Below are 25,981 nucleotides of genomic sequence, written 5' to 3'. Positions count from 1 at the left end.
CATCGTGGACACCGCCCGCCGACCAGCGCGAGCACGGAAGGACGCCCGCACACCAGACCCGTGACCTGCAACTTCACGATGCACACCGCTCAGTGAGGCGACCACGTCGGACAGGTCCCGAGGCCCGACAACGTTGGCGTCGGGCAACCCGGAGGCCGCGGACACCTCCAGACCGCTTACCCACAGGGCGTCGAAGCCCGCCTCCGCCGCGACGTGCGCGGCGAGCGCGTTCACCGCTCCGGCAGCCAGCAGCGGGTGCTTCCGCTCGGTGTTGTTGAGGGCGTCGCGCAAGCGCACCGCCGTCGTGCCGTCAGCCATGGTTCTCGCCTCTTTCTGTGTGGGCGACGAGCGGTGGTACCAACTGCCGTTCGCGCAGCACGTCCCAGGCAGCGAGCAGCACCTCGGACCGGGGCCGGCGGGCGTCCAGACGGACCACGTCGCCGAGGAGCGGGAACTCGTCGGGCTTCGTGATCACAGCCTCGTATGTCTCACGAACCCGGCTCTGGACGTGGTGCACGTCCCAGTCGGCCCGGACGGCGTCTCCCTGCCGGGCCTGCGCTCGGCTCATCGAGGCGTCCGTCTCAAGGTCCAGGGCGATGGTGAGGTCGGGGGCCACGGTGAGCTGCCTGGCCAGCGCCTCGTACGTCCCCGACACCCTCATACCGTGCTTCACCGCGAAGAAGGCCAGCTCGCTGAGCAGCCAGCGGTCCGCGATCACGGGCCGGACCTGGCGCTGGGGGAGAACGAGGCGTTCCAGCGTGGCCCGCTTGTCCGCGGCGATCGTGGACAGGTAGGCGTCACGGTTCCCGGCGTTCGGCTGGTACTTGCCGGTGACGATGGCGGCGGCCTGGTCGGCGGCGAGGAAGTTGGTGGTGAGCACGCACAGCGGAGTGACGCCGTACAGCCCCTCCCAGAGCCGGAACAGGCCCTTGCGCAGCGTCGTCTTGCCGGTGCCGTCGAGCCCCTCGATGACGATGAACGGATAGCGGTGGTTCATTCGACCTGCCCCGCCCCCGTGCCGCCGGCGTACTTCATGAAGCGACCCCGCCAGCGGGCCGTGGTGGACACCAGGTCCACCAGCCGCAGCTCCGCCAACTCGTCGACCAGTCGGGGCAGCTCGGGCTCGACGCAGATGCCGGCCTCGATGGCGCGGCAGTACGCGGCGCGCAGGGCCGGGTCGTCGGCGGTGCTGCGTAGAGCCGCCTCCAGCACCCGCGTGGCCATGCCGTGGGCCACGACGCTCACCGCGGTGCCCAGGGCCTGCTCGTGGAACGGGCTCGGGTGCGGCTCCAGCGTGATGTGGTGCACCCCGCGGTGGCGGATGACCGCGAAGACCCACCCACCATGCGGCGGCGCCGCTGGCGGCGGTCACGGCGTCGGACCAGGCCGCCCCGGACTGCCCGGCGAGCATGCTCTGGGCAGCGGTGTCGGCGGCGCGGTGAAGTGCCCCGCGCCGGTTCCGCGACTCCGCTCCGTGCCGCTGAGGCAGCTCCCACCAGAAGCCGAGCCCGGCGTCCTCCAGCAGCGCCATCGCGGACTCGTCGCCTGCCGGCAGCGGAGACGGGCGCTGGGCCAGCACGGAGACATCGGCGCCCGGCACGTCCGGCAGCGCCTTCTCCTCGGCGACGGCAGCCCGCCATTCGTCGAGATGGAGATGGAGCCGCTGGGTCAGCAGCCCGTCCGCCAGCGTCTGCCAGGCATGGGCCAGCGGCGGCGAACCGGGAGGCCGGGGCGGCAGGGTCAAGGAGGTCACAGGTCGGATCCTCACGTCCGGGGAGTCGCGGCACGCGGCTCCGGTCGGTGGTGCTCCACCACGATGGCCGCCACGAAGGCCCACGCCTATGAGTGTTTATGAGCCCCACCAGCGGAACGAGTCCGGGTGGTCGCAGAGCGAGGGAGAATGCCGACCATGGTCGACAGCGGACAGCGGCGGTGTACGCGCTGCGGTGCCCTTCTCAGTCGCTTCAACGCCGGTACACGTTGCGCCTCGTGCCAGGACGGGCCGGCCGCCCGACGGGCCGACCCGGCCTTCTGGCGTGATCCGACGGTCCGGCGAGCCGTGGCCGCATGGGAACTCGGAACCGTCGTCAAACTGTTCAGGAAGCACACCGGCCTCTCCCAGGCCGGTGTGGCGCGGATGGTCAGCATCGACCAGGCCGAGGTCAGCAGACTGGAACGCGGGCTCAAACAGATCCGCGACCGACGGCAGTTCGTCCAGTGGACCGATGCGCTGGGAGTTCCGGAGGAGCTGCTCGGGCTCCTGCCCACGGCCGATCCGCACACCTCGGACGCCACGGGCCGACCGGGAACGGCGGACACCAGAGCCCGTGGTTACGCGGCGCTGCCCGAAGGGCCGGGCCAGCTTCTGTTACCCGCCGGCCGGTCCGTCTCGACGACGGCGATTCCCGTGTTGACCCTTCCCGCGGCCTCCTTCCTCGGGGACAGCCTGAGACTCGACTCCCACCCGGAGCTGGATGCCTGGCGCACCATGCCGATGCGCGCGCTCGTCGTCGCGAACCGCATGGTGGACGGGGCGGTCCGCCAGTTCGTCACCGACGCCCGACCGAACGGCGTACGCGCCACCGCCTCCGACCCGGTCGACATCCCCGCCGCGTACGAACTGGACGACCTGACCTACGGCATCCTGTGGGCCGTGTCGGGATTCGAGGCGGCACTGCTCGGCGACGACCAGACCCTGTACACCTCGCTGGCGTCGCTCACCGTTTCCCAAGGCGCACCAATCGCCGCCGACCAGGGACTGACCGAAGTCTCCCGGATGCTGATCGGCTCGGAGACCGCAGCCCGGTACATCCTGGGCCACCGTGACCACCTGGGCGAAGCACCCGTGTTCTGGACCAGGGAACAGCGCGGTGAGGAAGCCGCCACATGGCTGTTCTTCCGGCACAAGTACCGCTACCTCGAACGAATGGCCCCGCGACGTCCGGGCGGTACCAGCGGCCGGGGGTTCTGCGTCCCCGAGACAGCGGTCGCCTCCTCGCCCGCGTACGAGCGCGTTCTGCTGTTCCTCGCCATCGCGCTCATGGAGTCCTTCGGCATTCGCACTTGGGTGACCGACGACGGAGGCTTCGCACACACTGACGGTTTCGCCCTCTCTCCCGGGCGCCGGGCTGTCATCGCCTCTTGGGTACGGACAGAGGGAGCGTCCCACCTCGCGGTCACCGCGCGGCCGGGAGCCCTGCGGACGTTCGCCGATGTGACCGTCCACGTCAGCCACCACTCGACTACGGCGGCCGAGCAGGCCGGACAGCGCCTTGCGGCAACCGCGGAGTACCTCGGCCTCGACGCCTCCTGGCTCGGTCGCCGGTGCGCACAGTTGTCGGCCGTCGGCACGGAGCGGCTCGCCCGGCCGCGGAGCCGGTTGCTCGGCCTCGAAGGGCTGGAGGCCGCCTGCCGGTTCGTGGCCGAGCAGCTGGTGATCATTCCGCGTACCCGGACGGCACCGACCGGATAGCCTGCGTGAACCACTCGTGAGGCCGCGCTCGGCGGCGTCCGGACAGGGGAGCAGGGGATATGACGGAGTCGGTCAGGAACGTGGCAGTCTTCTCCCTCGGCGGCACGATCGCCATGACCACCGATCCCACCACCGGAGGTGTCGTACCCGCGCTCTCGGCCCACGAACTCCTCGCCGCGGTACCCGCCCTGGCCACGAGCGGCATCGGCCTCAAGGTACGGGACTTCCGACGTCTGCCCGGCGCCTCCCTGACCTTCGAGGACCTCACCGCACTGTCGGCCGCGATCACGGCGGAGCTGGAGACCGGAGACGTCGACGGCGTCGTCATCACCCAGGGCACCGACACCATCGAGGAGACCGCCTTCCTCCTCGACCTCTACCACGGCCACGAGCAGCCAGTCGTCGTCACTGGTGCGATGCGCAACCCCACCCTGCCCGGTGCCGACGGTCCGGCCAACCTCCACGCCGCTGTCCTGGCCGCCGCCGACCCCGGACTCAGCGGCGCCGGCTGCCTCGTAGTACTCGGCGACGAGATCCACTCGGCCCGGACCGTCCGCAAGTCCCACACCACCAGCCCCGCCGCTTTCACTTCACCAGCGTGTGGACCGATCGCCCGGGTCGCGGAGAACCGGGTGCGGATGGTCGGCGGCCTGCCGTCCCGCGGACCGTTGGTCGGCGCCCCCGACCGTGAGGCGCGCGTCGGGCTCTACGTCGTCACCCTTGGCGACGACGGTGCACTGCTCGACCTGTGGGACGGCAACTGCGACGGGCTCGTGGTCGCGGCCTTCGGCGTCGGCCATGTCCCGGAACGCCTCGTCGAAGGGCTCACCAAGCTCGCGTCCCGCATCCCCGTGGTCCTCGCCTCCCGCATCGGCAACGGCCCCGTCCTGTCCGACACCTACGGCTTCCCCGGCTCTGAGAAGGACCTCCTCGGCCGCGGGCTCATCGGCGCCGGAGACCTCGGCCCGTACCAGGCGCGGCTCCTGCTGCACGCCCTGCTCGCCCAGGGCTCCGACGGAGCGACGGTCCGCGAGACCTTCACCACCGCCTCCGCCCGCTGATCCCACCCCATCAGGAGACACCCGCACATGCGTGCTCACGAGCTGACCGTCGGCCGTACCTTCGGCGTCACCTTCGACCACGGAGAGGACTTCTTCGAGGCGCTGTCCACCTTCTGCCGGGACAACGGCGTACGGCAGGGCTACATCCCCTCGTTCATCGGCGCCTTCGCGGAGGCCGAGATCGTGGGCGCCTGCGAGAAGCTTGCCGACCCGCACGCACCGGTCTGGGCGAAGACGTACGTCACCAACGTCGAGGCGTTCGGCGCGGGCACGCTCGCCCACGACCCGGCCACCGGCGGGATACTCCCGCACATCCACGTCTCCGCCGGCCTGAAGGCCCAGTCGGCCGACGGCAGGACGAGCCACCTCCTCAGCGCCAAGGTCCAGTTCCTCAGCGAACTGCTGATCGTGGAGGTCACGTCGCCCACCATGACCCGGCCCCGGAACGCGAACCTCTACGACGTTCCGCTGCTCACGTTCGGCTGACGGGCAGGAGCCGGCGGAGCCACGGGTGCTCGGGCGCGATCACGCTGATCGCGTCCGCCAGCCAGGCGCGTGCCGGAGCGTCGAGGAGCGGCAGTACCGCTTCGAAGTCGGTCTCGTCCTTGTCCCGGGTCGCCTTCGCCTTGTAGAAGAGCTGCACCTCGGGCGCGAGATACGGGATGCCCGTCTCGCTCGTCCGCCCGAGTTGGTCGATCGGGCACCGGATCTCCGGGGTGCGCCGCGAAACCCACTGGGTGCCCTCGGCCTCGTCCATCATGAGCTGCACCGACCAGGGCGCCTCCGGCGTGCGGCGGCACCAGATGTCGTGCAGCGGCGGCCGAAGGACCTCTCCAGGACGCCATGGTCGCAACTCCCCCTGGCCGGGCGGGTCGGCCACGTACAGGTCCCAGTCGGCCAACAGCTCACGTACAAGGGCTTGGTCGCGCCGGAGGACGAGGACATCGAGATCGCCGTGTGCGCGCAGCTCGCGGCCGACCGCGAGTTCGATCGCGTAGCCACCGGCGATCCACCACGGGAAGTCCGCCTTGACGAAGACCGCGGCCACAACCTCGGGTCGATCCGGCACCCAGGGTCCCAACACGTCAGCACTCACCCACCCATACTCCCAGTGACCAGACGGGCGGAAGCGAAGGCCGGCGGCGGGTCGGCGGTCTCGCTGGAGCGCCCTGTCGCCCGCTCGCACCCTGCGCTCATAAACGCCCATGAGCATCAGGCGCACCGGCAGCCATCTTTGAGCGAGTGACTCGCGACCGGCCTCGTGGCCGGGGGCATGAGCCACGACTCTCCCAGGGCCGGACACACTCGATGCCATGGTGCTTTCTGATGTTTCGTACGCCTTTCGGTGGCGTACGCAGTGCCTGACCCCTGCGGAGCCCTGGGAGGAGGCAACCGACGTCACTCACAGGAGGTCCGCCGCCCGATGATCAGTGCGTCGTCCACCGCCCCCGTGTACCGCTGGACCGACCACACCATCAACCCGACGGGCGAAGCCCGCTCGGTTCTGCGACGTGTTCTCGAAGATCTGGGCATGTCCGACGACGTCATCAGTGACGGAGTCCTGGCAGTCTCGGAGCTCGTGGCAAACGCGCACGAGCACGCGTGCGGCCCGTACGAGGTACACCTTCGCTCTGCTGCCGGGAGATACATCTGCGAGATCCACGACGGGAATCCTCTGCTTCCTCCGGACCTCTACCTGGCTGCCGTGCCCTTGCCGGAAGCCACCGCGTCGGAGGCAGTGAGCGGGCTACTCACTGAGCGCGGACGGGGCCTGCACATCGTGCACGAGCTGACTCAGGGACAGTGGGGATTCCAGGTCACGGACTGCGGAACCAAGGCTGCTTGGGTGGTGCTGGCCTAGGGTTCGGCTGCGATGGCAGCCCGAGGCGGCCCGACCTGACGGACGTGCCGATGCGGCAGCATGAAGATTGGTGTTTGGCCGAACGGCTGCGCGCGTAATGCGGTGCAGTTGGCGTTCAGGAAGGGATCTCCGTGACGATCGAGGCCGCGACAGCGGTTGCCGCCGCCATCGTCGTTCAGGGCGGGCGTGTCCTGCTCGTGCGGCGACGCGTCGCGGAAGGAGCGCTCTCCTGGCAGTTTCCGGCCGGCAAGGTCGAACAAGGCGAGACCCGCGAAGACGCCGCCGTGCGCGAGACGCAGGAGGAGTGAGCTGACCCCGGTTTCGTGGAGTCCCTGAAGCCAGGCTTATGATCCTGGCCCGAAGGAGAACCACGAGCAGTGCCAGCACCACGTAAATACCCGGACGAGCTCCGCGAGCGGGCCGTCCGCGAGGTCCGCACCACCGGCCGTCCGATCGCGCATGTCGCGAAGGACCTGGGCATCCACAAGGAGGCCCTGCGCGGCTGGGTCCGCCAGGCTGAGGCGGACACCGGCGGACGCGACGACCGGCTGACCAGCGCCGAGCGGGAAGAGCTGAGGCAACTTCGCCGGGATAACGCGGAGTTGAGGCGGGCGAACGAGATTCTGAAGGCCGCGAGCGCGTTTTTTGCGGCGGAACTCGACCGTCCCCGGACGAGGCCGACCAGGTGATCGAGCACCTCAGGGACAAGGGCCTCGGGGTCGGGTTCACCTGCCGGGTGCTGGGGCTGTCCGAGTCGGCGTACTACGCGCGCAAGAAGCGGCCGAAGTCGGCCCGCCGGCTGCGTGACGAGCAGCTCATGCCGCTGATCGAACAGGTCCATGCCGAGTCCGGCGGCACCTATGGCGTCCGCCGGATCACCCGCGCGCTGCGGCGCAAGGGTGTGCAAGTGGCCCGCTGCACCGTCGAGCGGCTGATGGCCGAGCTGGGTCTCGAAGGCGTCATCCGTGGCCAGCGGCGCCGCACCACCGTGCCCGAGCCGTCGGCGCCCAGGCCGCCGGACCTGGTCGACCGTGACTTCACCGCGAGCCGACCCGACCAGCTCTGGGTGGCCGACATGACCTATGTCCGCACCTGGACGGGCTGGGTGTACGTGGCGTTCGTCCTGGACGTCTTCTCCCGGACGATCGTCGGCTGGCAGGTCGCGAACCACATGCGAACCGAACTCCCGCTGAATGCCCTGGAGATGGCGTTGTGGAGACGCCGGATCAAGAAGGACTCCGGCCTGATCCATCACAGCGACCGCGGCTCGCAATACGTATCCATTCGGTACACCGAACGTCTCGAACACGAGGCCGCCGTGGCCTCGGTCGGCTCCAAGGGCGACTCGTATGACTGTCAGTCTGTTCGTACCGGATCCCGCAAGGATCGGGTAGTCCCGGCCGTGACGGTCTGACTCTTGCTTACGACCGACCCCACGGGTGTCCTGGCGTTGATCTGTCGACCGTCCGGCCGGGCACGCGGCAAGCGCTGCCGCCGGACGGACGTGACCTCATAGGAGCCTGGAGCCAACTCGTCAAAGCGTCCCCGTGACAGTCCTGTCCCTCGGCCGGCGACAGCGTGCACCCTACGCTACCGACCGAAGGGAACGCGGTGGACAACAACGAGCAGCACAGGTCCGGGCACGTCGTGATCGGCGTCGACACACACAAGCATGTGCACGTCGCGGCCGTGATGGACACGATCGGCGGGATCCTGGCCACCTTGACGATCCCCACCGACACCGGCGGATTCCAGCAACTCCTGGACTGGGCAGGTTCATACGGCAGGATTCTGGCCTTCGGAATCGAGGGAACCGGCTCCTACGGCGCCACCCTGGCCTCGTTCCTTCGACGGGCCGGGCACAAGGTGGTCGAGGCCGGCCGCCCGGACCGGCGGCTGCGACGGATGAACGGCAAGTCCGGCACCCTGGACGCCGAGAACGCCGCCCGAGCCGTCCTGGCCGGGTTCGCGACAGCCACGCCCAAGAGCGCCGACGGTGAAGCCGAGATGATCCGGCAGCTCAAGATCGCCCATGACCAGGCCGTCGAACAGCGCTCAGCGGCGATGATCACCATGAAAGCAATGCTCGTCCACGCCCCTGATCTTTTGCGCAACGAGACCGCGGGCAAAACTCAAATCGCTCTGGCCCGGCACCTGGCGGGCCTGCGTCCTCGACAGCTGGAGGGCCCCGAGGACGCACTGCGTCACGCCCTTCGAACACTGGCCAAACGGTGGCAGTACCTTGACGCCGAGGCCAAGGAACTGACGAAAATGATCGCCGAGCTGGTCCACCGTGCCGCCCCGCAACTGCTCGAACCATTCGGCATCGGTGTGGACACCGCCGCGGAGATCCTCGTCGTGGCCGGCGACAACCCCGAACGCATCAAGTCCGAAGCCGCCCTCGCCAAGCTTGCCGGCATCGCTCCCGTGCCCACCGGCTCCGGCATGACCAGCGGCAGGCACCGCATCAACCACGGCGGCCACCGCCAGCTCAACGCCGCGATCTACCGGACCGTCATCGTCCGCATGCGATTCCACCAACCGACCATCGACTACGTCACCCGCCGCACCACCGAGGGCAAGACGAAACGCGAGATCACCCACTGCCTCAAACGCTACGTCATCCGCGAGGTCTACCACCTGATCCGACCCGCACCACGGACCGTCCCCACAGCGAGTTGACAACTATAGGAGCGTCAACGCGATGGCCGAGGCGCTAAACGGCACTTTCAAGGCCGAGCTGATCGAGATGCAAGGGCCATGGCGGGACTTCGACCAGGTTGAGCGGGCGATCTTCCAGTGGGTCGCGTGGTACAACGAGGAACGGCTCCACTCCGCCCTCGACTACGTACCGCCCGCCGAGTACGAACGCGACTGGTGGCGACAACAGGAAGCCACCCCGCAGTCCGCCTGAAACAAGATCGCCGGACTCTACGGAACTCGGGGCATCTCAGCGGGCACGGATAGGGCAGCCGTGGAGGCTGCCTTTGCCGAGGCGTGTGCACAGGCTGTGGACCGAGCGTGTCATCCGGGGAAGTACGGCGACACCGACGAGTGGTGACTTCAAGCGTGGCCGAACCGCCAACTGGTTCGGCCACGCTTGAGGTTCATGCCCCAGGCTTCTCATCCAGCACGCTCACATCGGACGAGCGTCAACAGCGGTGTCTCATCGTCCAGGGCTCTGGATAACGGACCGACCGGAAGCACAAATTGTGTTCGCCATAACCACGCCTCCGACCAAGTGAAGTTCGTCCAGTTGAGGGCGACCCTTACTGCCCGAATCCCTTTAGGAACTCCCAGGATCCTTGTGCGTCCTCGACGTCCTGCTCTCCTACGAGGAGGTACTTCCAGGTGATGTCGACATCGGGTGAGGAGTTGGCGGTGTTGGCCCACCTGCGTGCTGCCCGGCGTTTGGCCACTACCTCCTCGGAGGTCATGTCCTTGTCGGCCTTCGTCTCCACCAGCCAGCCGATGCGCTGGCCATCCACTTCTTCGATCACGACGAAGTCGGGGTTGTAATTCCTGCCCTCCGACGTCCAAGTGATGGGAACGTCGTTGATGTGCAGCCGTGCCCACACGGTTACGTTCTTCCCACTGTCAATGGCGTTGGCCGCTTTGAACTCCGGCTCGGTGTCGAACCAGGCGTGGCTGTAGAGGTTCCTGATCCAGCCGTTGAATGCAATCGCCTTGCTGAACGCACCATCAGCATGGCCAGCCACCTGGCGCTTGCGCGCCACGCGGGTCTTGCTCAGCGCGAGGATCTCTACGTCATCGGTGTAAGAGACCTGGGCCTGAGTCGTCGCTCGGAGGGTTCTGGAAACCTCGGTAGCGAGACGTTGCCCGCATCGGTCCACAAAGGCGGCAAGGTGCTCGGTTGCCTTTTCGCCCATGGCCCTGATGAGGTGATCGACGATGCGCTGAGCAGCGCCAACCTCCAGTTGCCGGTTCGGCACACCCTTGACGGACATGACTCGCTGGACCAGAGAGTTCTGCGTGACCGAGAGAGGGATGTCGAGCGGCAGCGCGGAGACCACCGTGTCAGTTGCCGTCTCGGTGTCCACTATGACCTTGCGGCCGTCATGACTTGCAACGATCTTGGTTCGCTTCAGCTCATCGGAGTAGTCCGCAGTGAGTGTGCGGCCGAGTCGCTCGAACGGGCCGTAGTCGGTGATGTCGTTCAGGCTGACCGCGACGAACTGCGGCACTGAGATCAACCGGGGGATCAAGATGGGGTCTCGGTCAGGCAGCGGGTCGTACTGGATGGCTCCGGAAGTACTGCTTGCGGCTTCTGCTGCCTCGCGCGTACGGGTCTCCACGTCCACAACGCCAGGCGTACTGAAGCCGGCCGGCGAAGGAGGCATTGCGCTGGTTCCGGAGGGCGAAGCCTCCTCGGTGCCTTGCCCATCGCCGTCGCCAGTTCCTGCCAGGTTGCTCCCGGGCCTATTGCCGCCGCCAGTTGTTGTGGGGGCGTCCCCACCAGGCAGACCGATGACGTCCGCATCGCTCTCGACCGTCTTCTGGCGGACCACAGAGCTGCCGTCGGCAAGTCGCCGAACTTCGGCGTAGGTGCCGTAGTCGATGAACGCCTCGTTGAGGACCTTCCTCTTCGCGAGCAACTCGCCGTACTTCTCATGGGCCAGGATTTCGAGCGTGTCGAGGATCTCGATGTTCGTGTACTCGCCGAACGGAAGACGCATACCGCGACCGAGGGTCTGCTCGGTCATGACCTCCGAGACCGACGCCCTCATAGAGGCGATCACGTAGACATTCTTGACGTCCCAGCCTTCCTTCAGCATGCCGACGCTGATGATGATGCGGATCGGCGAGTCGGGGTCCTCAACGGCTTGGAGGTCGGCCAGCGCCTTCTCCTTGGCGTCACCAGTCAACTTCGAGTGGATCAGCAGGGTCTTCCCGATCCACGAGCCGCCATCGAAGGAGGCCGTATCGAGGACATTCCGAAACTCTTCGGCCTCGTCGATGCTCTGGGCGATGACCAACATGACCGGATTTACCCGGGGCAGGTCGTTCTCGTCGCAATGGGCGTCGGCGGCCTGCCCCTTGTAGCGGAGTAGGTTGACGCCGTCGAGAAGCTTCGTCTCGATGTCAGAGCGGTCGTCGCGGCGAGCCACCATCACAGGGGTTTTCACGAGTCGGTCGGCGATCGCTGCCGCCAATGGGTAGCGGAACGCGACGAGGGACTCGTCCGCTCTCACGGGTGTGGCGGTCATGCCGACCACGAGCTGGGGTTTCAGGTCCCGGATGGTCCGGGAGAACGCCGGCCCCCGGTAGCAGTGGTGTTCGTCCGCCAGGATCACGAGGTCATCGAGCTGCGCGAGATAGTCGTAGAAGGACGTGCCGAGGTTCTCCAGGGGCACGTGCGTGGCGCGACCTTCGCCCGTGGCGGAGGTCAGCGCCTGGACGGTGAAGATGTAGAGCTTCGTGATCGTCGGGTCGTCGATCGCGGTTCTGGTGGCCGGGGTGTTGAAGTTGTCGGCTGTGATGACGTACGGGTCGGACCGCAGCATGCGCCGCAGCGACTTCGGGTTGCCGGCAGTGAAGTTGAGAACCGACTTGTCTCGGATCGTCCTACCGGGTGCCAGCAGCAGGAAGTTCCGAGCCGGAGTCTCGGCCCCTGCCAGATACTCCATCAGGCCGGCCATGACGTACGTCTTGCCGACGCCGGTGGCCGAATCCACGATGCACTCGTACGGCTCGGTCTTCTCCTGCACGTCGTAGTGGTCCGAGGTGCGGAGCAACACCGACTCGATCGCCTTGCGGTTCGGCCCACGCAGGGTGAGCCGGTGGGCGACCTGATCCAGGAGCTCAGGCTGGAACTGCAACACGCCCATCAGGCGCTCTCCCTCTCGGTTGCGGCGGCAGCGGCGGGGGGCGCAGCCAAATCGCCCGCGTCTCGGGGCGACGGCATCGAACGCCCCACACCGAACGGCGACTTGCGGGCCGACTTGCGACGGTAGTTGTCGAGGACCTTATCGGGGATCAGTTCGAGCCGAGAGCCGCTGCGGGCCTCCTTCAGAGCTTCGGCTGCACCGTCCTGGATCTGGGTTGCCCATACCTCGACCATCTCGCCTTCAGCGAGCCTGTCGACGATGGAGGCGACCGTGCCGGGGCCGACCATGCCGTCGATGACGATGTACCTGACGCGGCCCTGCTTGCCGGCGAAGATTCCGTCCGGCTTGTAGGGGACGGACAACTGGGCGCACATGACTTCAGCCAGGGCGCCCTGGGTGGCCCAGTCGGCAAGAAGGACCATTCCGGCCATCTCGACGAACATGGACTCACCGACCTGGAGGTGGGTGAAGCCTCCGCCCCCGTGCCAGTTGTCCGTCGTGACTACCTTGGTCTTGGTGGCTGCCTTGAGGGCCTTGACCGTGGGGGCGTCGAGATCCGCATCGACTGCCTTGGCCACCTTGTTGAGGAGCCGGTTGAACTCTTGGGCCTCCTCGGGTGTCATTCCGTTAGGCAGACCGCGCTCTTCGTCCTCATCGTCGGCAACGGCCGAGACTCGCTCAGTGATGGTAGTGATGCCCCCGGGATCCTGCCCGTTGACGACCTTGGCGAGTCGGGGCAGCGTGTATCGGGCCACGGTTTCAGGCAGAAGCTCACTGGTCACCCAACGACGCCCCATCTTGTGCGCGACGGCCGCAGTGGTACCCGATCCGGCGAAGCAGTCCAGGACGATGTCGCCGGGATTCGATGCGATGTGCATGACACGGGCCAGGAGGCGTTCCGGTTTCGGAGTCGCAAAGGGATGCTCGTCAGGGAAGAGAGCCTTGATCTCGATCTTGCCGCGAAGGCTCCCTCCGACCTCGCTTCCCAGCCAGAGCGTCTCGGGCACTCGGCCATTGTCCTCCAGGTGCTTTTTGCGCTGGATGCGTTCCCGGAGGCCGAGCATGACGATGTCAGGCCAGTGGCCGGCGTCGTAGCGGGCGCGAGCGTGCTTGGCGGCCTCCTCAACGGACACCGACAGCATGATTGCCGGTACACCGGCCTTGACCTCTTCCGGTGTCGTCCCGCAGATGCGTGCGCGCTCCGCTTCGTCGCCGATGTCACGCAGCTCGTAGGGCGCGTACTCCGACATCTGTTCTAGCATCCACGACTGTGCCTTGCCCCAGCAGCGGCCCGCAGTCGGATACATCAGGCCCCCCGTGACAGGGTGCTGGATCGCGTAGACCATTGGATGGTTCGTCGCTGCCTTGCCCGCGGTCGCATCCCCGTCGCGCCAGGGGACAGGGTCCCCGTCACGCTGCTGGTAGCGGCTCGTATTCGAGGCAGCGAGCCTGGGCATCCTGTTCGGGATCCAGGACTCGGACCTGCGGTAGACCAGGATCGTGTCCTGCGAGGTCGACAGCAGTCTGGTGTCGTTCCGAGGCGAGTCCGCCTTCTGCCAGGCGACCTCGGCTACGAAATTGTTCTCCCCGAGCTCCTCGTCAAGAACGACGCGGCACCGGTGCGACTCCATGTGGTCGAGGTGCACCCACACGGATGCGTCGTCCGCGAGCAGCGGCCTGATCTGGCGGATCCGGTCCCGAAGGAGCGTGAGCCAGATCGAGTGCGTGATGTTGTCCTCGTACTGGGTGAACGCCTGGCCGGTGTTGAAGGGCGGGTCGATGTAGACCAGCTTGACCTTCCCGGCGTACTTCTCGGAGTACGCCGGGATCTTGGCGAGTGCGTCCAGTGCGTGCATCGCATCGCCGGTGATCAAGAGGTTGTCGGTGGTCGGCTCAGGCAGTTCCGCAGGGCGGGCCGCAGGTGTCGGTGCCTCGACTCGGCCGGCCTCGTGGAGGAGGCGAACCTCGGAGACCCGGTAGTCCGTCGGATCGACGAATGTGTAGTCGTACTTGCCGTCCCCGGTCGACAGAAGCGTCTTGTCCTTGTCGGTCCAGGTCAGTTCGAGACGGCCCTGGTGTCGGGGCGTCGAGTTCGAGGCCATGCGGCGATCCCTTGCGGTGTGGAAGTGACGTTGTACATCTTGTCGGAGTCCCGACGGAGGCGACGGCGAATCACGACACTGACCAGGTGCTACGTGCCTGCCTCGGGTCGTCCCTTCCGGATGGCCGTGACGATCGCCTGGGCAACTGCCCGCTGCAGATGGCGGGGCAACTGAGACCAAAACTGAGACCACCAACGTCGAAGGGCCCCACCGCGAACGGTGGGGCCCTTCGACATCGTGCCCGGTGAGGCACTGGCGGAGGATACGAGATTCGAACTCGTGAGGGGTTGCCCCCAACACGCTTTCCAAGCGTGCGCCCTAGGCCACTAGGCGAATCCTCCGCCGCAAACAATACAAGACGTTGAGGAGTGCTCGCGAACCTGTTCGCGATCTCTGTCCGGGGAGGCCGGTCGTCCTGCCCCGGCCGGTCGGAGCACCCCTGCGCATCGGGTAACCTGGTCTCAGCCCCTCACGTGGCGCTATCTGACTGAACTCCCCCAGGGCCGGAAGGCAGCAAGGGTAGGTCGGCTCTGGCGGGTGCGTGAGGGGCGCTTGCGTCTCCGGGGGCGGCGAGGGAGTGCGGGGCGGGTCCGGTTGTCGGTGGGCCCCGATAACCTCGTAGGTGTGTCGTCCCTTGCGCTGTACCGCCGCTACCGCCCCGAGTCGTTCGCAGAGGTCATCGGTCAGGAGCATGTCACTGACCCGCTCCAGCAGGCCCTGCGGAACAACCGGGTCAATCACGCGTACCTGTTCAGCGGGCCGCGCGGCTGTGGCAAGACGACCAGCGCCCGCATTCTCGCGCGCTGTCTGAACTGCGAGAAGGGGCCGACGCCGACACCTTGCGGGGAGTGCCAGTCCTGCCGCGACCTGGCGCGCAACGGGCCGGGCTCGATCGACGTCATCGAGATCGACGCCGCTTCGCACGGTGGCGTGGACGACGCCCGTGAGCTGCGCGAGAAGGCGTTCTTCGGCCCGGCGAGCAGTCGTTACAAGATCTACATCATCGACGAGGCCCACATGGTCACGTCCGCGGGGTTCAACGCCCTGCTGAAGGTGGTCGAGGAGCCGCCGGAGCATCTGAAGTTCATCTTCGCGACCACCGAGCCCGAGAAGGTCATCGGGACGATCCGGTCGAGGACGCACCACTACCCGTTCCGGCTGGTGCCTCCCGGCACTCTCCGGGAGTACCTGGGCGCCGTGTGCGGCCAGGAGGGCATCCCCGTCGAGGACGGCGTGCTGCCGCTGGTCGTGCGGGCGGGCGCGGGCTCCGTCCGTGACTCCATGTCCGTCATGGACCAGCTGCTCGCCGGCGCCGCCGACGACGGTGTGACGTATGCCATGGCGACGTCCCTGCTCGGTTATACGGACAGTTCCCTTCTCGACTCCGTCGTGGATGCCTTCGCGGCGGGCGACGGAGCAGCGGCCTTCGAGGTCGTCGACCGTGTCATCGAGGGCGGGAACGATCCGCGCCGGTTCGTCGCCGACCTGCTGGAGCGGCTGCGCGACCTGGTGATCCTCGCCGCTGTGCCGGACGCCGCCACCAAGGGGCTGATCGACGCTCCGGTGGACGTGGTGGAGCGGATGCAGGCACAGGCCGCCGTCTTCGGCGCCGCCGAGCTCAGCAGGGCCGCCGATCTGGTCAACACAGGGCTGACCGAGATGCGTGGGGCCACTTCACCGCGGCTCCAGCTGGAGCTGATCTGCGCCCGGGTGCTGCTGCCCGCGGCGTTCGACGACGAGCGGTCGGTGCAGGCCCGGCTGGACCGGTTGGAGCGCGGGGCGTCGTTCTCGGCCGGCGGGCAGGGGCCCGCGATGGGGTACGTACCGGGGCCGGACGTCCAGGGGCACGCGCCAGTGCCTCCCGGCGGCGGCCCGGCCGCCGCCCGTGCCGCGGCGCGTGGCGACGCGGCACAGGCCCGCCCTGCTCAGGTCCCGGCAGTCCCGGCCGCTCCCGCTCCCGCAGCCCCTGCGCCCGCTCCGGCTCCCGCGCCTGCGACGCCGCCCGCCGCGCATCAGCAATCCCCACAGCCGCAGTCCTCCCAGCAGCCGCAGGCAGGGCAACCCCAGCCCCAGCCCCAGCCCGAGCCCCAGGCCCAGCCACCCAACGCGCCCCGGCCGGGCGCATGGCCCGGGGCCGCCGCGCCTGCCGGGCCCGGCGAGCCGGCGCGTCGGCCCGGTGGCTGGCCCACCGCCTCCCAGCCGGGCCAGGGGGCGCCGCAGCCCGCCGCTGCCGCGCCCGCCCCTGCGCCGGCCGCAACCGCCCCGGCGGCTCCGGGCACCGGTCCCGCTCCGGGCATGGCGCAGGGCGCCGGCCAGGTGCGGAACATGTGGCCGGAGATCCTGGAGGCGGTGAAGAACCGCCGCCGCTTCACCTGGATCCTGCTCAGCCAGAACGCGCAGGTGGCGGGCTTCGACGGTACGACCCTCCAGCTCGGCTTCATCAACGCCGGTGCCCGCGACACGTTCGGGAGCAGCGGCAGCGAGGACGTCCTGAAGCAGGCGCTCGCCGAGCAGTTCAACGTGCAGTGGAAGGTCGAGGCGATCATCGACCCGTCCGGTGGTTCCGGCGGGCCCGGTGGCACCGCCCCGACTCCCTCGTCGGGCCCCGGCAGCTATGGGAACCAGCCCGCTCCCGGCCAGGGCGGATACGGCACCCAGGGCGGATACGGCACCCAGGGCGGCTACGGCCAGAGCCGGCCGCAGGCCGCCGCCCCGGCGCCCGCTCCCGAGGCCCCACCGGCACCGCGTCCCGCCCAGCCGGCCGCCGCGGCCGACACCGCTCCCGGGCCGCACGTCGGGGAGGAGCAGCCCCGGCCCCCGGAGGCGTACGCGCCGCCACCGGTCTCTCTCGAGGACGATGTGCCGGAGGCGGACGACCCGGACCTGGTCGACTCCGCGCTCTCCGGCCACGACCTGATCGTGCGCGAGCTCGGGGCGACGGTGGTGGAGGAATATACGAACGAGTAGCGGGCCCCTCCTCGGAGGCCCGTACGAGGCTCCGGCGGATCGGCGGTTAGGCTGGCTGCCGTGAAGGTCCTCGTCATCGGCGGCGGCGCCCGCGAACATGCCCTGTGCCGCTCTCTGTCCCTCGATCCCGACGTCACCGCTCTGCACTGCGCGCCCGGAAACGCCGGCATCGCGGAGGTCGCCGAGCTGCACCCGGTCGACCAGCTGGACGGCGCTGCCGTCGCGGAGCTGGCCACCGGGATCGGTGCCGGGCTCGTCGTCGTCGGCCCCGAGGCGCCGCTGGTCGCGGGTGTCGCGGACGCCGTGCGCAGGGCGGGTGTCCCCTGCTTCGGCCCCTCGGCGGAGGCCGCGCAGCTGGAGGGCTCGAAGGCTTTCGCGAAGGACGTGATGGCGGCGGCCGGAGTGCCGACGGCCCGGGCATACGTCTGCACGACCGCCGAGGAGATCGACGAGGCGCTGCACGCCTTCGGCGCCCCTTACGTCGTCAAGGACGACGGTCTCGCGGCCGGCAAGGGCGTTGTCGTCACGGACGACGTGGCCGCTGCCCGTGAGCACGCACTGGCCTGCGACCGGGTGGTGATCGAGGAGTTCCTCGACGGCCCCGAGGTGTCCCTGTTCGCCATCACCGACGGAGAGACGGTCCTCCCGCTCCAGCCCGCGCAGGACTTCAAGCGCGCCCTGGACGACGACAAGGGACCCAACACGGGCGGCATGGGCGCCTACTCGCCGCTGCCGTGGGCCGACCCCAAGCTGGTCGACGAGGTCATGGCAAGCGTGCTGCAGCCGACCGTCGACGAGCTGCGCCGCCGCGGTACGCCCTTCTCCGGACTGCTGTACGCGGGGCTCGCGATCACCTCGCGCGGTGTACGGGTCATCGAGTTCAACGCCCGCTTCGGCGACCCCGAGACGCAGGTGGTCCTCGCCCGTCTCAAGACCCCGCTGTCGAGCGTCCTGCTCAACGCGGCGAAGGGCACGCTGGACGCGGAGCCGCCGCTCAACTGGCGCGACGACGCGGCCGTGACCGTGGTGGTCGCCTCGCACAACTACCCCGGCACGCCGCGCACCGGTGACCCGATCGAGGGCCTGGACGCCGTCGCCGCCGAGGACGCGCCCCATGCGTACGTCCTGCACGCCGGTACCAGGCGCGACGGCGACGCGGTCGTGAGCGCCGGCGGCCGGGTGCTGTCGGTCACGGCGACCGGCGAGGACCTCGCCGAAGCCCGCGAGCGCGCGTACCGGGCCGTGCAGCGGATCCGTCTTGACGGCTCCCAGTACCGCACGGACATCGCGCGCAGGGCCGCAGAGGTCTGACCCTGCCCGAGCCCGCCCCGAGCAGTGCCTGCGAAGCCTTTCGCGTGTGGTTTCGACGCCCGCCCCGACGTTCCGTCCGGGCGGGCGTTCCTTTGCCCAAAGCCATTCCATCGAGTGACGGCTGCCCCATCCGGATGACGCCCGCGAAAGCCCCAACTAGGGTGCGGCGCAAGCATTCCGGCACTTGGCCCACCGGCATTGCGATGTCAGTGGGCGGTGCCACAGTGGGGGAGTGACCAACACCGTCGCAGGGCAGAGGGGGTGAGTTCCGGCCGTGTCCGGTACCGGTATCGGAGAGTCGATGGGCGCCAGGGGCGCGCGAGCCATGGCGCTGGCGGTGCTTCGGGTCCGCAGTACGGCGGTCGCCGTGGCGCTCCTCCCGGCGGCCGTCGCCGTCGTCTTGTCCGCCGGTGGTGCGGCGGGTCACATGGAGGGCGCCGGTTGGGACACCGCCCGGTGGGTCGTGTCGGTCTGCGCGGTGATCGTGCTGGTGACCGCCGCCGCGGTCACCGCGGTGATCGTGCGGGCCTCCCCGGCGCTCAGTCCGACCGTGGAGCTGCCGGAGCGTTCCGCCCCGGACCTCTACCGGCTGGTTCGGGACCTGGCGGAGCGCCTTGAGGTCCCCGCGCCGTCCGCGTTGGCGCTCACTCCTGACTGCGACAGCTGGCTCGAAGACCGGTCGCATCCGGCGCACTCGATGTCCGGTGCCCGGCGGCGTACGGAAGAGGCGCCGGTGCTGGTGATCGGGTCGCCGTTCCTCTGGTGGATGCGGGTCGCCGAGCTGCGGGCGGTGCTCGCGCCGGTCGTCGCCGGCACCGGGTCGGCCGCCGATCCCGACATAGCCGCCGCCCGCCGTTACGTACGGGGGCTGGACGCGGCGGTGGCCGATGCCGCCCGCCCCGGCCGGGGTGCCGTCGGCAGGAGGCTTGCCGACTTCTTCGGCGGGACCGCGCGGCTGCTGCTGCGCGGCTGCCAGGAGCAGGCAGCGGGTATGGAGCGCTGGGTCGCGGTCGCCGCCTCGGAGCGCGCACAGGCCGTGGACCACGGGCTGCGGATCGTCGCCCAGGAGCAGGTGGGTCTGGCGTACGCGGGCTGGGACCGGCTGCTGACGAGGGTGGCGCTGCCCGCGTGGCGGATGGGCCGATGGCCGTCGCGGCTGGACGCGGGGGTCGTGTCGGCGCTGACGGAGCTGTCGCGACGAGACCGCCTGGCGGAGGGTTTCACCTCGCGGTTGGGCGAGCGTCCCGCGTGTGACCTGCTGGAAGAGCCGGGCGCTGTCGACGAGGCGGCGTCGCTGCTGGCCGCGCGGCTCTTCCACGGCGGTCCTGCCGGGCAGGGCCCCGACTGGGCGCCGGTCGACTGGCAGCACTATCCGGAGGAGGTCGTCGACCGGAAGTGGCGTACGGAGGCGGCCCGTATACACCGGGTCCTCGACGAGCTGGGCGTCCCCCCGTCGAGAGGGCCGCAGGGCCCGACGCTGGCCAGGGTCATCGACCATCTCTCGGAGCGACCGGGCGGAGAGGCGAGCGACGCGCTGGCCGCCGTGCTGACCGCCCGGATGGCGCGGGAGGAGGCGCCCGCCCCGGCCGCGGCACCCGTGGCGGACGGTTCCGAGAGTGCCCTGGCGCTCTGGGGCGGCGGCGACGCGCTGCCGCTGATGCCGCTGCAGCCGCCCCGCACCGGACGTGACCTGCTCGCCGACCATGTCGTCGCGATGGTGTGCTGTACGGCGGTCGACACGGTGGGCGCGGTGCCCGGCCTGGACTGGCTGGACGGCCCGGCGCTGATGGTCGACGGCGAGCGCCTGAGTGACCTGACGGCGCCGGTGCTGAGCCTGGTGGAGGACGGGGACGCGCAGCCGCTGCGCGTATGGCTCGGGTCGCTCGGTGTGCGCCCGGAGAAACCGGTCCGCCTCGTCTGACGGGTCCGCCTGTGACCGAGCAGGCTTCGCCGCCCGCCGACGCGCTACCCGCTGTCCGCCCGCGCCGTGCTGCCGGCTGTCCGCTGTCCGGCTGTTCACGCGCGGCCAGGCCGGTGGGCATCCGCTGCCGAGGCAGGTCCGGTGCCCCTCCCGACCGCCGCGCGGCGGTCGGGAGGGGGCACGAGACACGGCACCGGGCCGCCCTGCGGCAGAGCGGGGGCGGCCAATCCCCGCACTTTGATACGGAACGATCTCTTCCGCTTGCCGCCTCCTTGTCGTCAATTCACGACGAACGGTGACGGACTGCATGCGTAATGTGATGTGCTGGAGACCGGCGCTGAACAGGCCGGCGCCATCACGGTTGTCACAGAGGCACCGAAGGAGGGGGCAGGCATGGGGGCGGACCAGATCCGGCGATGGGAGTCGGGTGCCCTGGCGCACGCCGTCTCCGACCCCTTCGGTCAGGGCCCGCTGCCCTGGCTGCGCGGCAGCGAGCACTACTTCGACGACACCGGCCAGGTCGTCCCCTGGTACGCCGATCCGAGCCTGTCCAGGGGCGGCTCCGGCGGTCCCCGCACGGCGGACGACGTGCGCCGCCAGATCAAAGGGTTCGCCGGGCCCGGCGCCGCGGCCCCCGGCGAGGCGATCGACTTCCACATCACCGTGGACCCGCCGCAGCAGTTCTCCGTCGACGTCTACCGCATCGGCCACTACGGAGGGGACGGCGCTGCCAAGATCACCACGAGCCCCCGCCTCTCCGGGATCGTCCAGCCGCCCCCGCTCACCGCCGACCGCACGGTCTCCTGCCACCACTGGTGGCTCTCGTGGCGGCTGCAGATCCCGTCCTACTGGTCGATCGGCGCGTACGTCGCCGTGCTGACCACCCTCGACGGATACCGCTCCCACATCCCGTTCACGGTCCGCGACGACCACCCCGCGGACCTGCTGCTCCTGCTGCCTGACATCACCTGGCAGGCATACAACCTCTACCCGGAGGACGGACGCACGGGCGCGAGTCTCTACCACGCGTGGGACGAGGACGGCAGGCTGCTGGGCGAGGAGAACGCCGCGATCACGGTCTCCTTCGACCGTCCGTACGCGGGCGCGGGCCTCCCGCTCCATGTGGGCCATGCCTATGACTTCATCCGCTGGGCGGAGCGGTACGGCTACGACCTCGCCTACGCGGACGCCCGCGACCTGCACGCCGGCCGGATCGACCCGGCGCGGTACCGGGGCCTGATCTTCCCCGGCCACGACGAGTACTGGTCGCCGCCCATGCGGCGCGCGGCGGAGCTGGCCCGCGACCGGGGGACCTCGCTGGTGTTCCTCTCCGCCAACACCATGTACTGGCAGGTCGAACTCGGCCCCTCGGCCTCCGGGGCGCCCGACCGGCTGCTGACCTGCCGCAAACGCCGCGGCCCCGGCAGGCCCGCCCTGTGGCGCGAGGTGGACCGGGCGGAGCAGCAGCTGCTGGGCATCCAGTACGCGGGCCGGGTGCCGGAACCGTCCCCGCTGGTCGTACGGAACGCGGACCACTGGCTCTGGGACTCGACCGGGGCCGGGGAAGGCGACGAGGTGCCCGGCCTGGTCGCGGGCGAGGCCGACCGGTACTTCCCGCGCACCGCGCTGCCCGAACACGAGCGCCGGATCCTGCTCGCCCACTCCCCGTACCGGGACGGGGACGGGGCGCTCCGCCACCAGGAGACGTCCCTGTACCGCGCCCCCTCGGGCGCGCTGGTCTTCGCGTCGGGGACGTTCGCCTGGTCCCCCGCCCTGGACCGGCCCGGCCATGTCGACACTCGCATCCAGCGCGCGACCGCCAATCTCCTCGACCGCATCTGCAAGCGCGACTGAGTGGCCGCGGCGGGTCGGCCCGAGAGGCCCCGGCAAGCCCGGCGAGCTGCCTCGGCGAGCACGGCCGAGCCGTATCCGGCAAGAGCCGGAGCGGCCCGTATCGGACCGAGCCGTGCCAGCCCGAGCCGTGCCAGCCTGAGCCGCGCCAGCCTGAACCGTGCCCGCCCGAGCTCTACCAGATCGAGCCGGACCCCGGACCGAACGTTCCGGACCGACTGATCCGACCGAGCCGTATCGGACCGAGCCGGACCCCGGACCGAGCCGAGCCGTGCCCGACCGGACATTCCAGATCGAGCCGTACCGAGCCGAGCAGCACCGGACGGGCCCGTATCGGTGAGCGGTCTTCAGTCGTGTCCGGCAGGCGGACCGGGCGGCCAGCCGGCCGCCACGGAGCCCATCACCGATTCGTGACCCGGCCCGCCCCCTGATCGGGTGGCCTCTGCCCGCGTACGGGACAATCGGAGCTGTTGTTCACAGCCACGGGAGGAACCGTGTCCGGATTCGTCGAAAAGCCCGAGCCGTTGCAGGTGCCCGGCCTGGTGCATCTGCACACCGGCAAGGTGCGCGAGCTGTACCAGAACGAGGCGGGCGACCTCGTCATGGTCGCCAGCGACCGCATGTCGGCGTACGACTGGGTGCTCCCCACGGAGATCCCCGACAAGGGCCGGGTCCTGACCCAGCTCTCACTCTGGTGGTTCGAGCTCCTGCAGGACCTGATCGGCAACCACGTCATCTCCACCGACGTGCCCGAAGGAGCGCCCGCCGACTGGGCCGGGCGCACCATGGTGTGCAAGTCGCTGCGGATGGTCCCGGTCGAGTGCGTTGCCCGTGGCTACCTCACCGGTTCCGGCCTCGCCGAGTACAAGGAGGCCCGCACGGTGTGCAGCCTGGCGCTCCCCGAAGGGCTGAGCGACGGCTCCGAGCTGCCCGCCCCGATCTTCACGCCCGCCACCAAGGCGGCCGTCGGCGAGCACGACGAGAACGTCAGCTATGAGGAGGTGGCCCGCCAGGTCGGTGCGGAGACCGCCACCCAGCTGCGGCAGTCCACCCTCGCTGTCTACTCCCGGGCCCGCGACATCGCGCGCGGACGGGGCATCATCCTGGCCGACACCAAGTTCGAGTTCGGCTTCGACGGTGACAAGCTGCTCATCGCCGACGAGGTGCTCACTCCGGACTCGTCCCGGTTCTGGCCGGCCGAGACCTGGGAGCCGGGCCGCGCCCAGCCGTCGTACGACAAGCAGTTCGTACGCGACTGGCTGACGTCCCCGGCCTCCGGCTGGGACCGCGCGAGCGAGCAGCCGCCGCCCGCCCTGCCCGACGAGATCGTGGCGGCGACCCGGGCCAAGTATGTGGAGGCGTACGAGCTGCTGACCGGTATCTCCTGGCAGTAGCGACAGGTCCGGCGGACGAGTCCCATCGTCCGCCGGACCCTCCCCGGCCGCACACTTCCGGCAGACGGAGAACCGCCGGTGCGTGAAGAAGCCGGCAGAGGAAGAACCGCCGGTGCGTGAAGAAGCCGGCAGAGACGAAGGGGCGCCGGTGCACGAAGAAGCCCCCGGCGAGATCGCCGGGGGCTTCACACTGAGCGGACGACGAGATTCGAACTCGCGACCCTCACCTTGGCAAGGTGATGCTCTACCAACTGAGCCACGTCCGCATGCGCCGTAGCGCGGAAACCACTATACCCAACCTCGGCGGCGTGCGAGACGCACCGCCGTGTGGCGGTTCTCCGCGCCCAGCTTGGCGGCCGCCGAGGAGAGGTAGTTCCGTACCGTCCCCTGGGACAGCGAGGCCCGCTCGGCGATCTCCGCGATGGGGGCCCCGTCGGCCGCGAGGTCCAGCACCTCGGCCTCTCTCGTGGTCAGCGGTGAGTCGCCCGCCGAGATCGCGTCGGCAGCCAACTCCGGGTCCACGTAGCGGTTTCCGGCGTGCACGGTGCGGATGATCTCGGCGAGCCGCTGGGCGCTCACGGTCTTCGGCACAAAGCCCCGCACTCCCGCCGTGAGGGCCCTTTTCAGGTGGCCGGGCAGTCCGTGGCTGGTCACGATCATGGTCCGGCAGCCGGGCAGTTCGTCGCGCAGGACCGTGGCCACCGTCACACCGTCCGTGCCGGGCATCTGCAGGTCGAGCACGGCGACGTCCGGCCGGTGCGCGCGGGCCATGGCCAGCGCCTCGGTGCCGGTGGCCGCCTCCGCGACGACGACGAGGTCGTCCTCGAGGGCGAGCAGCGCGGCCAGTGCTCCCCTGATCAGATGCTCGTCGTCGGCGAGCAGCAGCCGCACGGGTCCGGCCGTGTCCGGCTCCGGCACGGTCATCGAGGCACCTCCGCCGTCAGCCGGAACATCCGGCCGCCGATCGGGCCGGCGTCGAGAGTGCCGCCGAGAGCGGTCAGGCGTTCCCGCAGGCCCGGGATCCCGGAGCCGCTGCTTCCGGCGGCGGACTCACGGGCCGGCCCGTCGTCCTGGACGACCAGGCCGTCGTTCTCGACGACGAGCACGGCGGCCGTCGGCGAGACGGAGAGGCGTACCGCACAGGTGCGGGGGTCGCCGTGGCGCAGCACATTGGTCGCAGCCTCGCGGACGACCCAGCCGAGCGCCGACTGGGTACGGGCGGGCAGTCCGTCCACGGAATGGATGCCGGAGACGGCGCAGTTGATTCCCGCCGCGGTCAGCACGCTTCGTGCTCCCTCCAGTTCGACGGCGAGATCGGCGCCCCGGTACCCGCGCACCACTTCCCTCAGCTCTCTCTGCGATTCCTGGGCGATGCGCTGAACCTCAAGCATCTGCGCCACCGCCTCCGGTCGTCCGCGCCGCGCCAACTGCACGGCCAGCTCGCTCTTCAGGGCCACCACGGCCAGATTCCGTCCCAGGATGTCGTGCACGTCCCGTCCGAACCGCAGCCGCTCCTCGGCGACCGCCAGCCGTGCCTGCACGTCTCTCGCTTCCTCCGCCTGCCACATGACCTGCAGGCTCCATGCGCAGGGCCGTACGGTGATCAGTGTCATGGCGCAGGTGATCAGCGCCATCAGCACCAGCCCCGCCAGCTCGCCGCCGCGCACTCCGACTGCCGCGAAGAGGGCGAACACCGCGGCTGTCAACGCCGCGAAGCGCAGCAACAGGGCCCGGACCGGCACCAGCAGGGCGTACGGGACGGAGAACGCCAGCGGGGTCTGCATCAGCAGCAGGACGATCAGGCCGTCCTCGATGCCGTCGACCGCCCGCAGAGCCGTGGTCAGCGCCAGCGCGACGGCCAGCAGTGTCAACGGGAGTACCAGCCGTCGGCGGGAGAAGACCGCCTTGCCGAGGTAGTGGTCGAGCGCCGGGCCGGTGATGCGGTTGGAGACGGCGCACTGGGCGATGCTCACCACCATGAGCGCCGCGCCGAGGGCCAGGGGAAGCGGCTCGTGCCGCACGCCTCCGGCCAGCGGCAGGAATCCCCAGCTCGCCGCCAGGAACCACACCATGACGCAGAGCGTGGCCCGCGAATAGAGGTCGATCTTCTGGAGCTTGGTCCGCTCCTGCCACCGGCGGCGCCAGCCGAGTGTCCCCGTCCCCCAACACCGTTTCCCGGCCCCCGTCGACAC

General features: G+C 69.6%; 21 protein-coding genes, 2 tRNA genes, 1 other RNA gene and 1 pseudogene. 15 read left to right on the top strand and 10 right to left on the bottom strand.

Going from position 1 to position 25,981, the window contains the following annotated elements:
* The 3 genes from AB0903_RS20750 to AB0903_RS20740 all read right to left on the bottom strand — a co-directional run.
* A partial coding sequence (locus AB0903_RS20750; protein WP_366704799.1) for an isocitrate lyase/phosphoenolpyruvate mutase family protein occupies positions 1-318 on the bottom strand: 318 nt, incomplete at its 3' end.
* The gene (locus AB0903_RS20745; protein ID WP_366704797.1) at positions 311-997 is read right to left on the bottom strand and encodes a dTMP kinase; all 687 of its coding nucleotides are present in this window, start codon (positions 995-997) and stop codon (positions 311-313) included. The genes AB0903_RS20745 and AB0903_RS20750, both read right to left, overlap by 8 nt.
* On the bottom strand, positions 994-1,308 hold the full coding sequence (locus tag AB0903_RS20740) for a hypothetical protein (protein WP_366704795.1): 315 nt from the start codon (positions 1,306-1,308) through the stop codon (positions 994-996). The genes AB0903_RS20745 and AB0903_RS20740 overlap by 4 nt, the downstream gene beginning before the upstream one ends.
* 751 nt (positions 1,309-2,059) lie before the next feature.
* Between AB0903_RS20740 and AB0903_RS20735 the strand changes: the two genes are divergently transcribed.
* From AB0903_RS20735 to AB0903_RS20725, 3 genes are read left to right on the top strand one after another with little or no spacing between them, the layout of a single operon-like run.
* On the top strand, positions 2,060-3,472 hold the full coding sequence (locus tag AB0903_RS20735) for a helix-turn-helix transcriptional regulator (protein ID WP_366704793.1): 1,413 nt from the start codon (positions 2,060-2,062) through the stop codon (positions 3,470-3,472).
* Positions 3,473-3,531: 59 nt separating this feature from the next.
* A complete protein-coding gene (locus AB0903_RS20730; protein ID WP_366704791.1) occupies positions 3,532-4,533 on the top strand; it encodes an asparaginase in 1,002 nt (333 codons plus the stop codon).
* Between the two features lie 27 nt (positions 4,534-4,560).
* A complete protein-coding gene (locus tag AB0903_RS20725) occupies positions 4,561-5,019 on the top strand; it encodes a DUF296 domain-containing protein (RefSeq protein WP_366704789.1) in 459 nt (152 codons plus the stop codon).
* Here AB0903_RS20725 and AB0903_RS20720 read toward each other — a convergent pair.
* Positions 5,006-5,602: an amino acid transporter gene (locus AB0903_RS20720; RefSeq protein ID WP_366704787.1), complete on the bottom strand. Its 597-nt coding sequence runs from the start codon at positions 5,600-5,602 to the stop codon at positions 5,006-5,008. The genes AB0903_RS20725 and AB0903_RS20720 overlap by 14 nt on opposite strands.
* Before the next feature lie 354 nt (positions 5,603-5,956).
* On the opposite strand from AB0903_RS20720, the gene AB0903_RS20715 reads away from it, so the two are divergent.
* From AB0903_RS20715 to AB0903_RS20690, 6 genes and pseudogenes are all read left to right on the top strand, one after another.
* Positions 5,957-6,394 carry an ATP-binding protein gene (locus tag AB0903_RS20715; RefSeq protein WP_366704785.1) on the top strand — a complete coding sequence of 146 codons (438 nt, stop codon included), beginning with the start codon at positions 5,957-5,959 and terminating at the stop codon, positions 6,392-6,394.
* A gap of 125 nt (positions 6,395-6,519) precedes the next feature.
* Positions 6,520-6,699 (top strand): annotated as a pseudogene (locus AB0903_RS20710) (NUDIX domain-containing protein); the annotation flags it as partial.
* Positions 6,700-6,771: 72 nt separating this feature from the next.
* The gene (locus AB0903_RS20705) at positions 6,772-7,083 is read left to right on the top strand and encodes a transposase (protein WP_366704783.1); all 312 of its coding nucleotides are present in this window, start codon (positions 6,772-6,774) and stop codon (positions 7,081-7,083) included.
* Positions 7,080-7,808 (top strand): IS3 family transposase, encoded by a 729-nt coding sequence (locus AB0903_RS20700; protein WP_366704781.1) that lies wholly within the window; start codon positions 7,080-7,082, stop codon positions 7,806-7,808. The genes AB0903_RS20705 and AB0903_RS20700 overlap by 4 nt, the downstream gene beginning before the upstream one ends.
* A 197-nt stretch (positions 7,809-8,005) precedes the next feature.
* Entirely contained in the window at positions 8,006-9,076 is a 1,071-nt protein-coding gene (locus tag AB0903_RS20695) for an IS110 family transposase (protein WP_366704779.1), read from the top strand.
* A gap of 22 nt (positions 9,077-9,098) precedes the next feature.
* On the top strand, positions 9,099-9,308 hold the full coding sequence (locus AB0903_RS20690) for an integrase core domain-containing protein (protein ID WP_366704777.1): 210 nt from the start codon (positions 9,099-9,101) through the stop codon (positions 9,306-9,308).
* 355 nt (positions 9,309-9,663) lie between these two features.
* Here AB0903_RS20690 and AB0903_RS20685 read toward each other — a convergent pair whose 3' ends face one another.
* From AB0903_RS20685 to AB0903_RS20675, 3 genes are all read right to left on the bottom strand, one after another.
* Positions 9,664-12,243, bottom strand: coding sequence for a DEAD/DEAH box helicase family protein (locus AB0903_RS20685; RefSeq protein WP_366704775.1), 2,580 nt, complete (start codon positions 12,241-12,243; stop codon positions 9,664-9,666).
* Entirely contained in the window at positions 12,243-14,345 is a 2,103-nt protein-coding gene (locus AB0903_RS20680; protein WP_366704773.1) for a site-specific DNA-methyltransferase, read from the bottom strand. The genes AB0903_RS20685 and AB0903_RS20680 overlap by 1 nt, the downstream gene beginning before the upstream one ends.
* Before the next feature lie 253 nt (positions 14,346-14,598).
* Positions 14,599-14,686: transfer RNA gene (locus AB0903_RS20675), tRNA-Ser, on the bottom strand.
* A 119-nt stretch (positions 14,687-14,805) separates the two neighbouring features.
* On the opposite strand from AB0903_RS20675, the gene ffs reads away from it, so the two are divergent.
* From ffs to AB0903_RS20645, 6 genes are all read left to right on the top strand, one after another.
* Positions 14,806-14,904, top strand: an RNA gene (ffs, locus tag AB0903_RS20670) — signal recognition particle sRNA small type.
* A gap of 65 nt (positions 14,905-14,969) precedes the next feature.
* Positions 14,970-17,312 (top strand): DNA polymerase III subunit gamma and tau, encoded by a 2,343-nt coding sequence (locus tag AB0903_RS20665; RefSeq protein ID WP_366704771.1) that lies wholly within the window; start codon positions 14,970-14,972, stop codon positions 17,310-17,312.
* A gap of 60 nt (positions 17,313-17,372) precedes the next feature.
* Positions 17,373-18,623, top strand: a complete 1,251-nt coding sequence (purD, locus tag AB0903_RS20660; RefSeq protein WP_366704769.1) for a phosphoribosylamine--glycine ligase — start codon at positions 17,373-17,375, stop codon at positions 18,621-18,623.
* A gap of 274 nt (positions 18,624-18,897) precedes the next feature.
* The gene (locus tag AB0903_RS20655; protein WP_366704767.1) at positions 18,898-20,544 is read left to right on the top strand and encodes a hypothetical protein; all 1,647 of its coding nucleotides are present in this window, start codon (positions 18,898-18,900) and stop codon (positions 20,542-20,544) included.
* A 393-nt stretch (positions 20,545-20,937) separates the two neighbouring features.
* Positions 20,938-22,398, top strand: a complete 1,461-nt coding sequence (locus tag AB0903_RS20650) for a N,N-dimethylformamidase beta subunit family domain-containing protein (RefSeq protein ID WP_366704765.1) — start codon at positions 20,938-20,940, stop codon at positions 22,396-22,398.
* Between the two features lie 491 nt (positions 22,399-22,889).
* On the top strand, positions 22,890-23,789 hold the full coding sequence (locus tag AB0903_RS20645) for a phosphoribosylaminoimidazolesuccinocarboxamide synthase (protein WP_366704763.1): 900 nt from the start codon (positions 22,890-22,892) through the stop codon (positions 23,787-23,789).
* Positions 23,790-23,982: 193 nt separating this feature from the next.
* Here the strand turns inward: AB0903_RS20645 and AB0903_RS20640 are convergent.
* From AB0903_RS20640 to AB0903_RS20630, 3 genes are all read right to left on the bottom strand, one after another.
* A tRNA-Gly gene (locus tag AB0903_RS20640) sits at positions 23,983-24,055 on the bottom strand.
* Between the two features lie 22 nt (positions 24,056-24,077).
* Positions 24,078-24,713, bottom strand: a complete 636-nt coding sequence (locus tag AB0903_RS20635) for a response regulator transcription factor (RefSeq protein WP_366704761.1) — start codon at positions 24,711-24,713, stop codon at positions 24,078-24,080.
* The gene (locus tag AB0903_RS20630) at positions 24,710-25,981 is read right to left on the bottom strand and encodes a histidine kinase (protein ID WP_366704759.1); all 1,272 of its coding nucleotides are present in this window, start codon (positions 25,979-25,981) and stop codon (positions 24,710-24,712) included. The genes AB0903_RS20635 and AB0903_RS20630 overlap by 4 nt, the downstream gene beginning before the upstream one ends.

The sequence above is a fragment of the Streptomyces sp. NPDC048389 genome (assembly GCF_040706335.1).
In the GTDB taxonomy this organism is placed as follows: Bacteria; Actinomycetota; Actinomycetes; order Streptomycetales; family Streptomycetaceae; genus Streptomyces.
The sequence above is the reverse complement of the archived record's forward strand: the minus strand, read 5'-3'. Positions and strand labels throughout refer to the sequence as shown.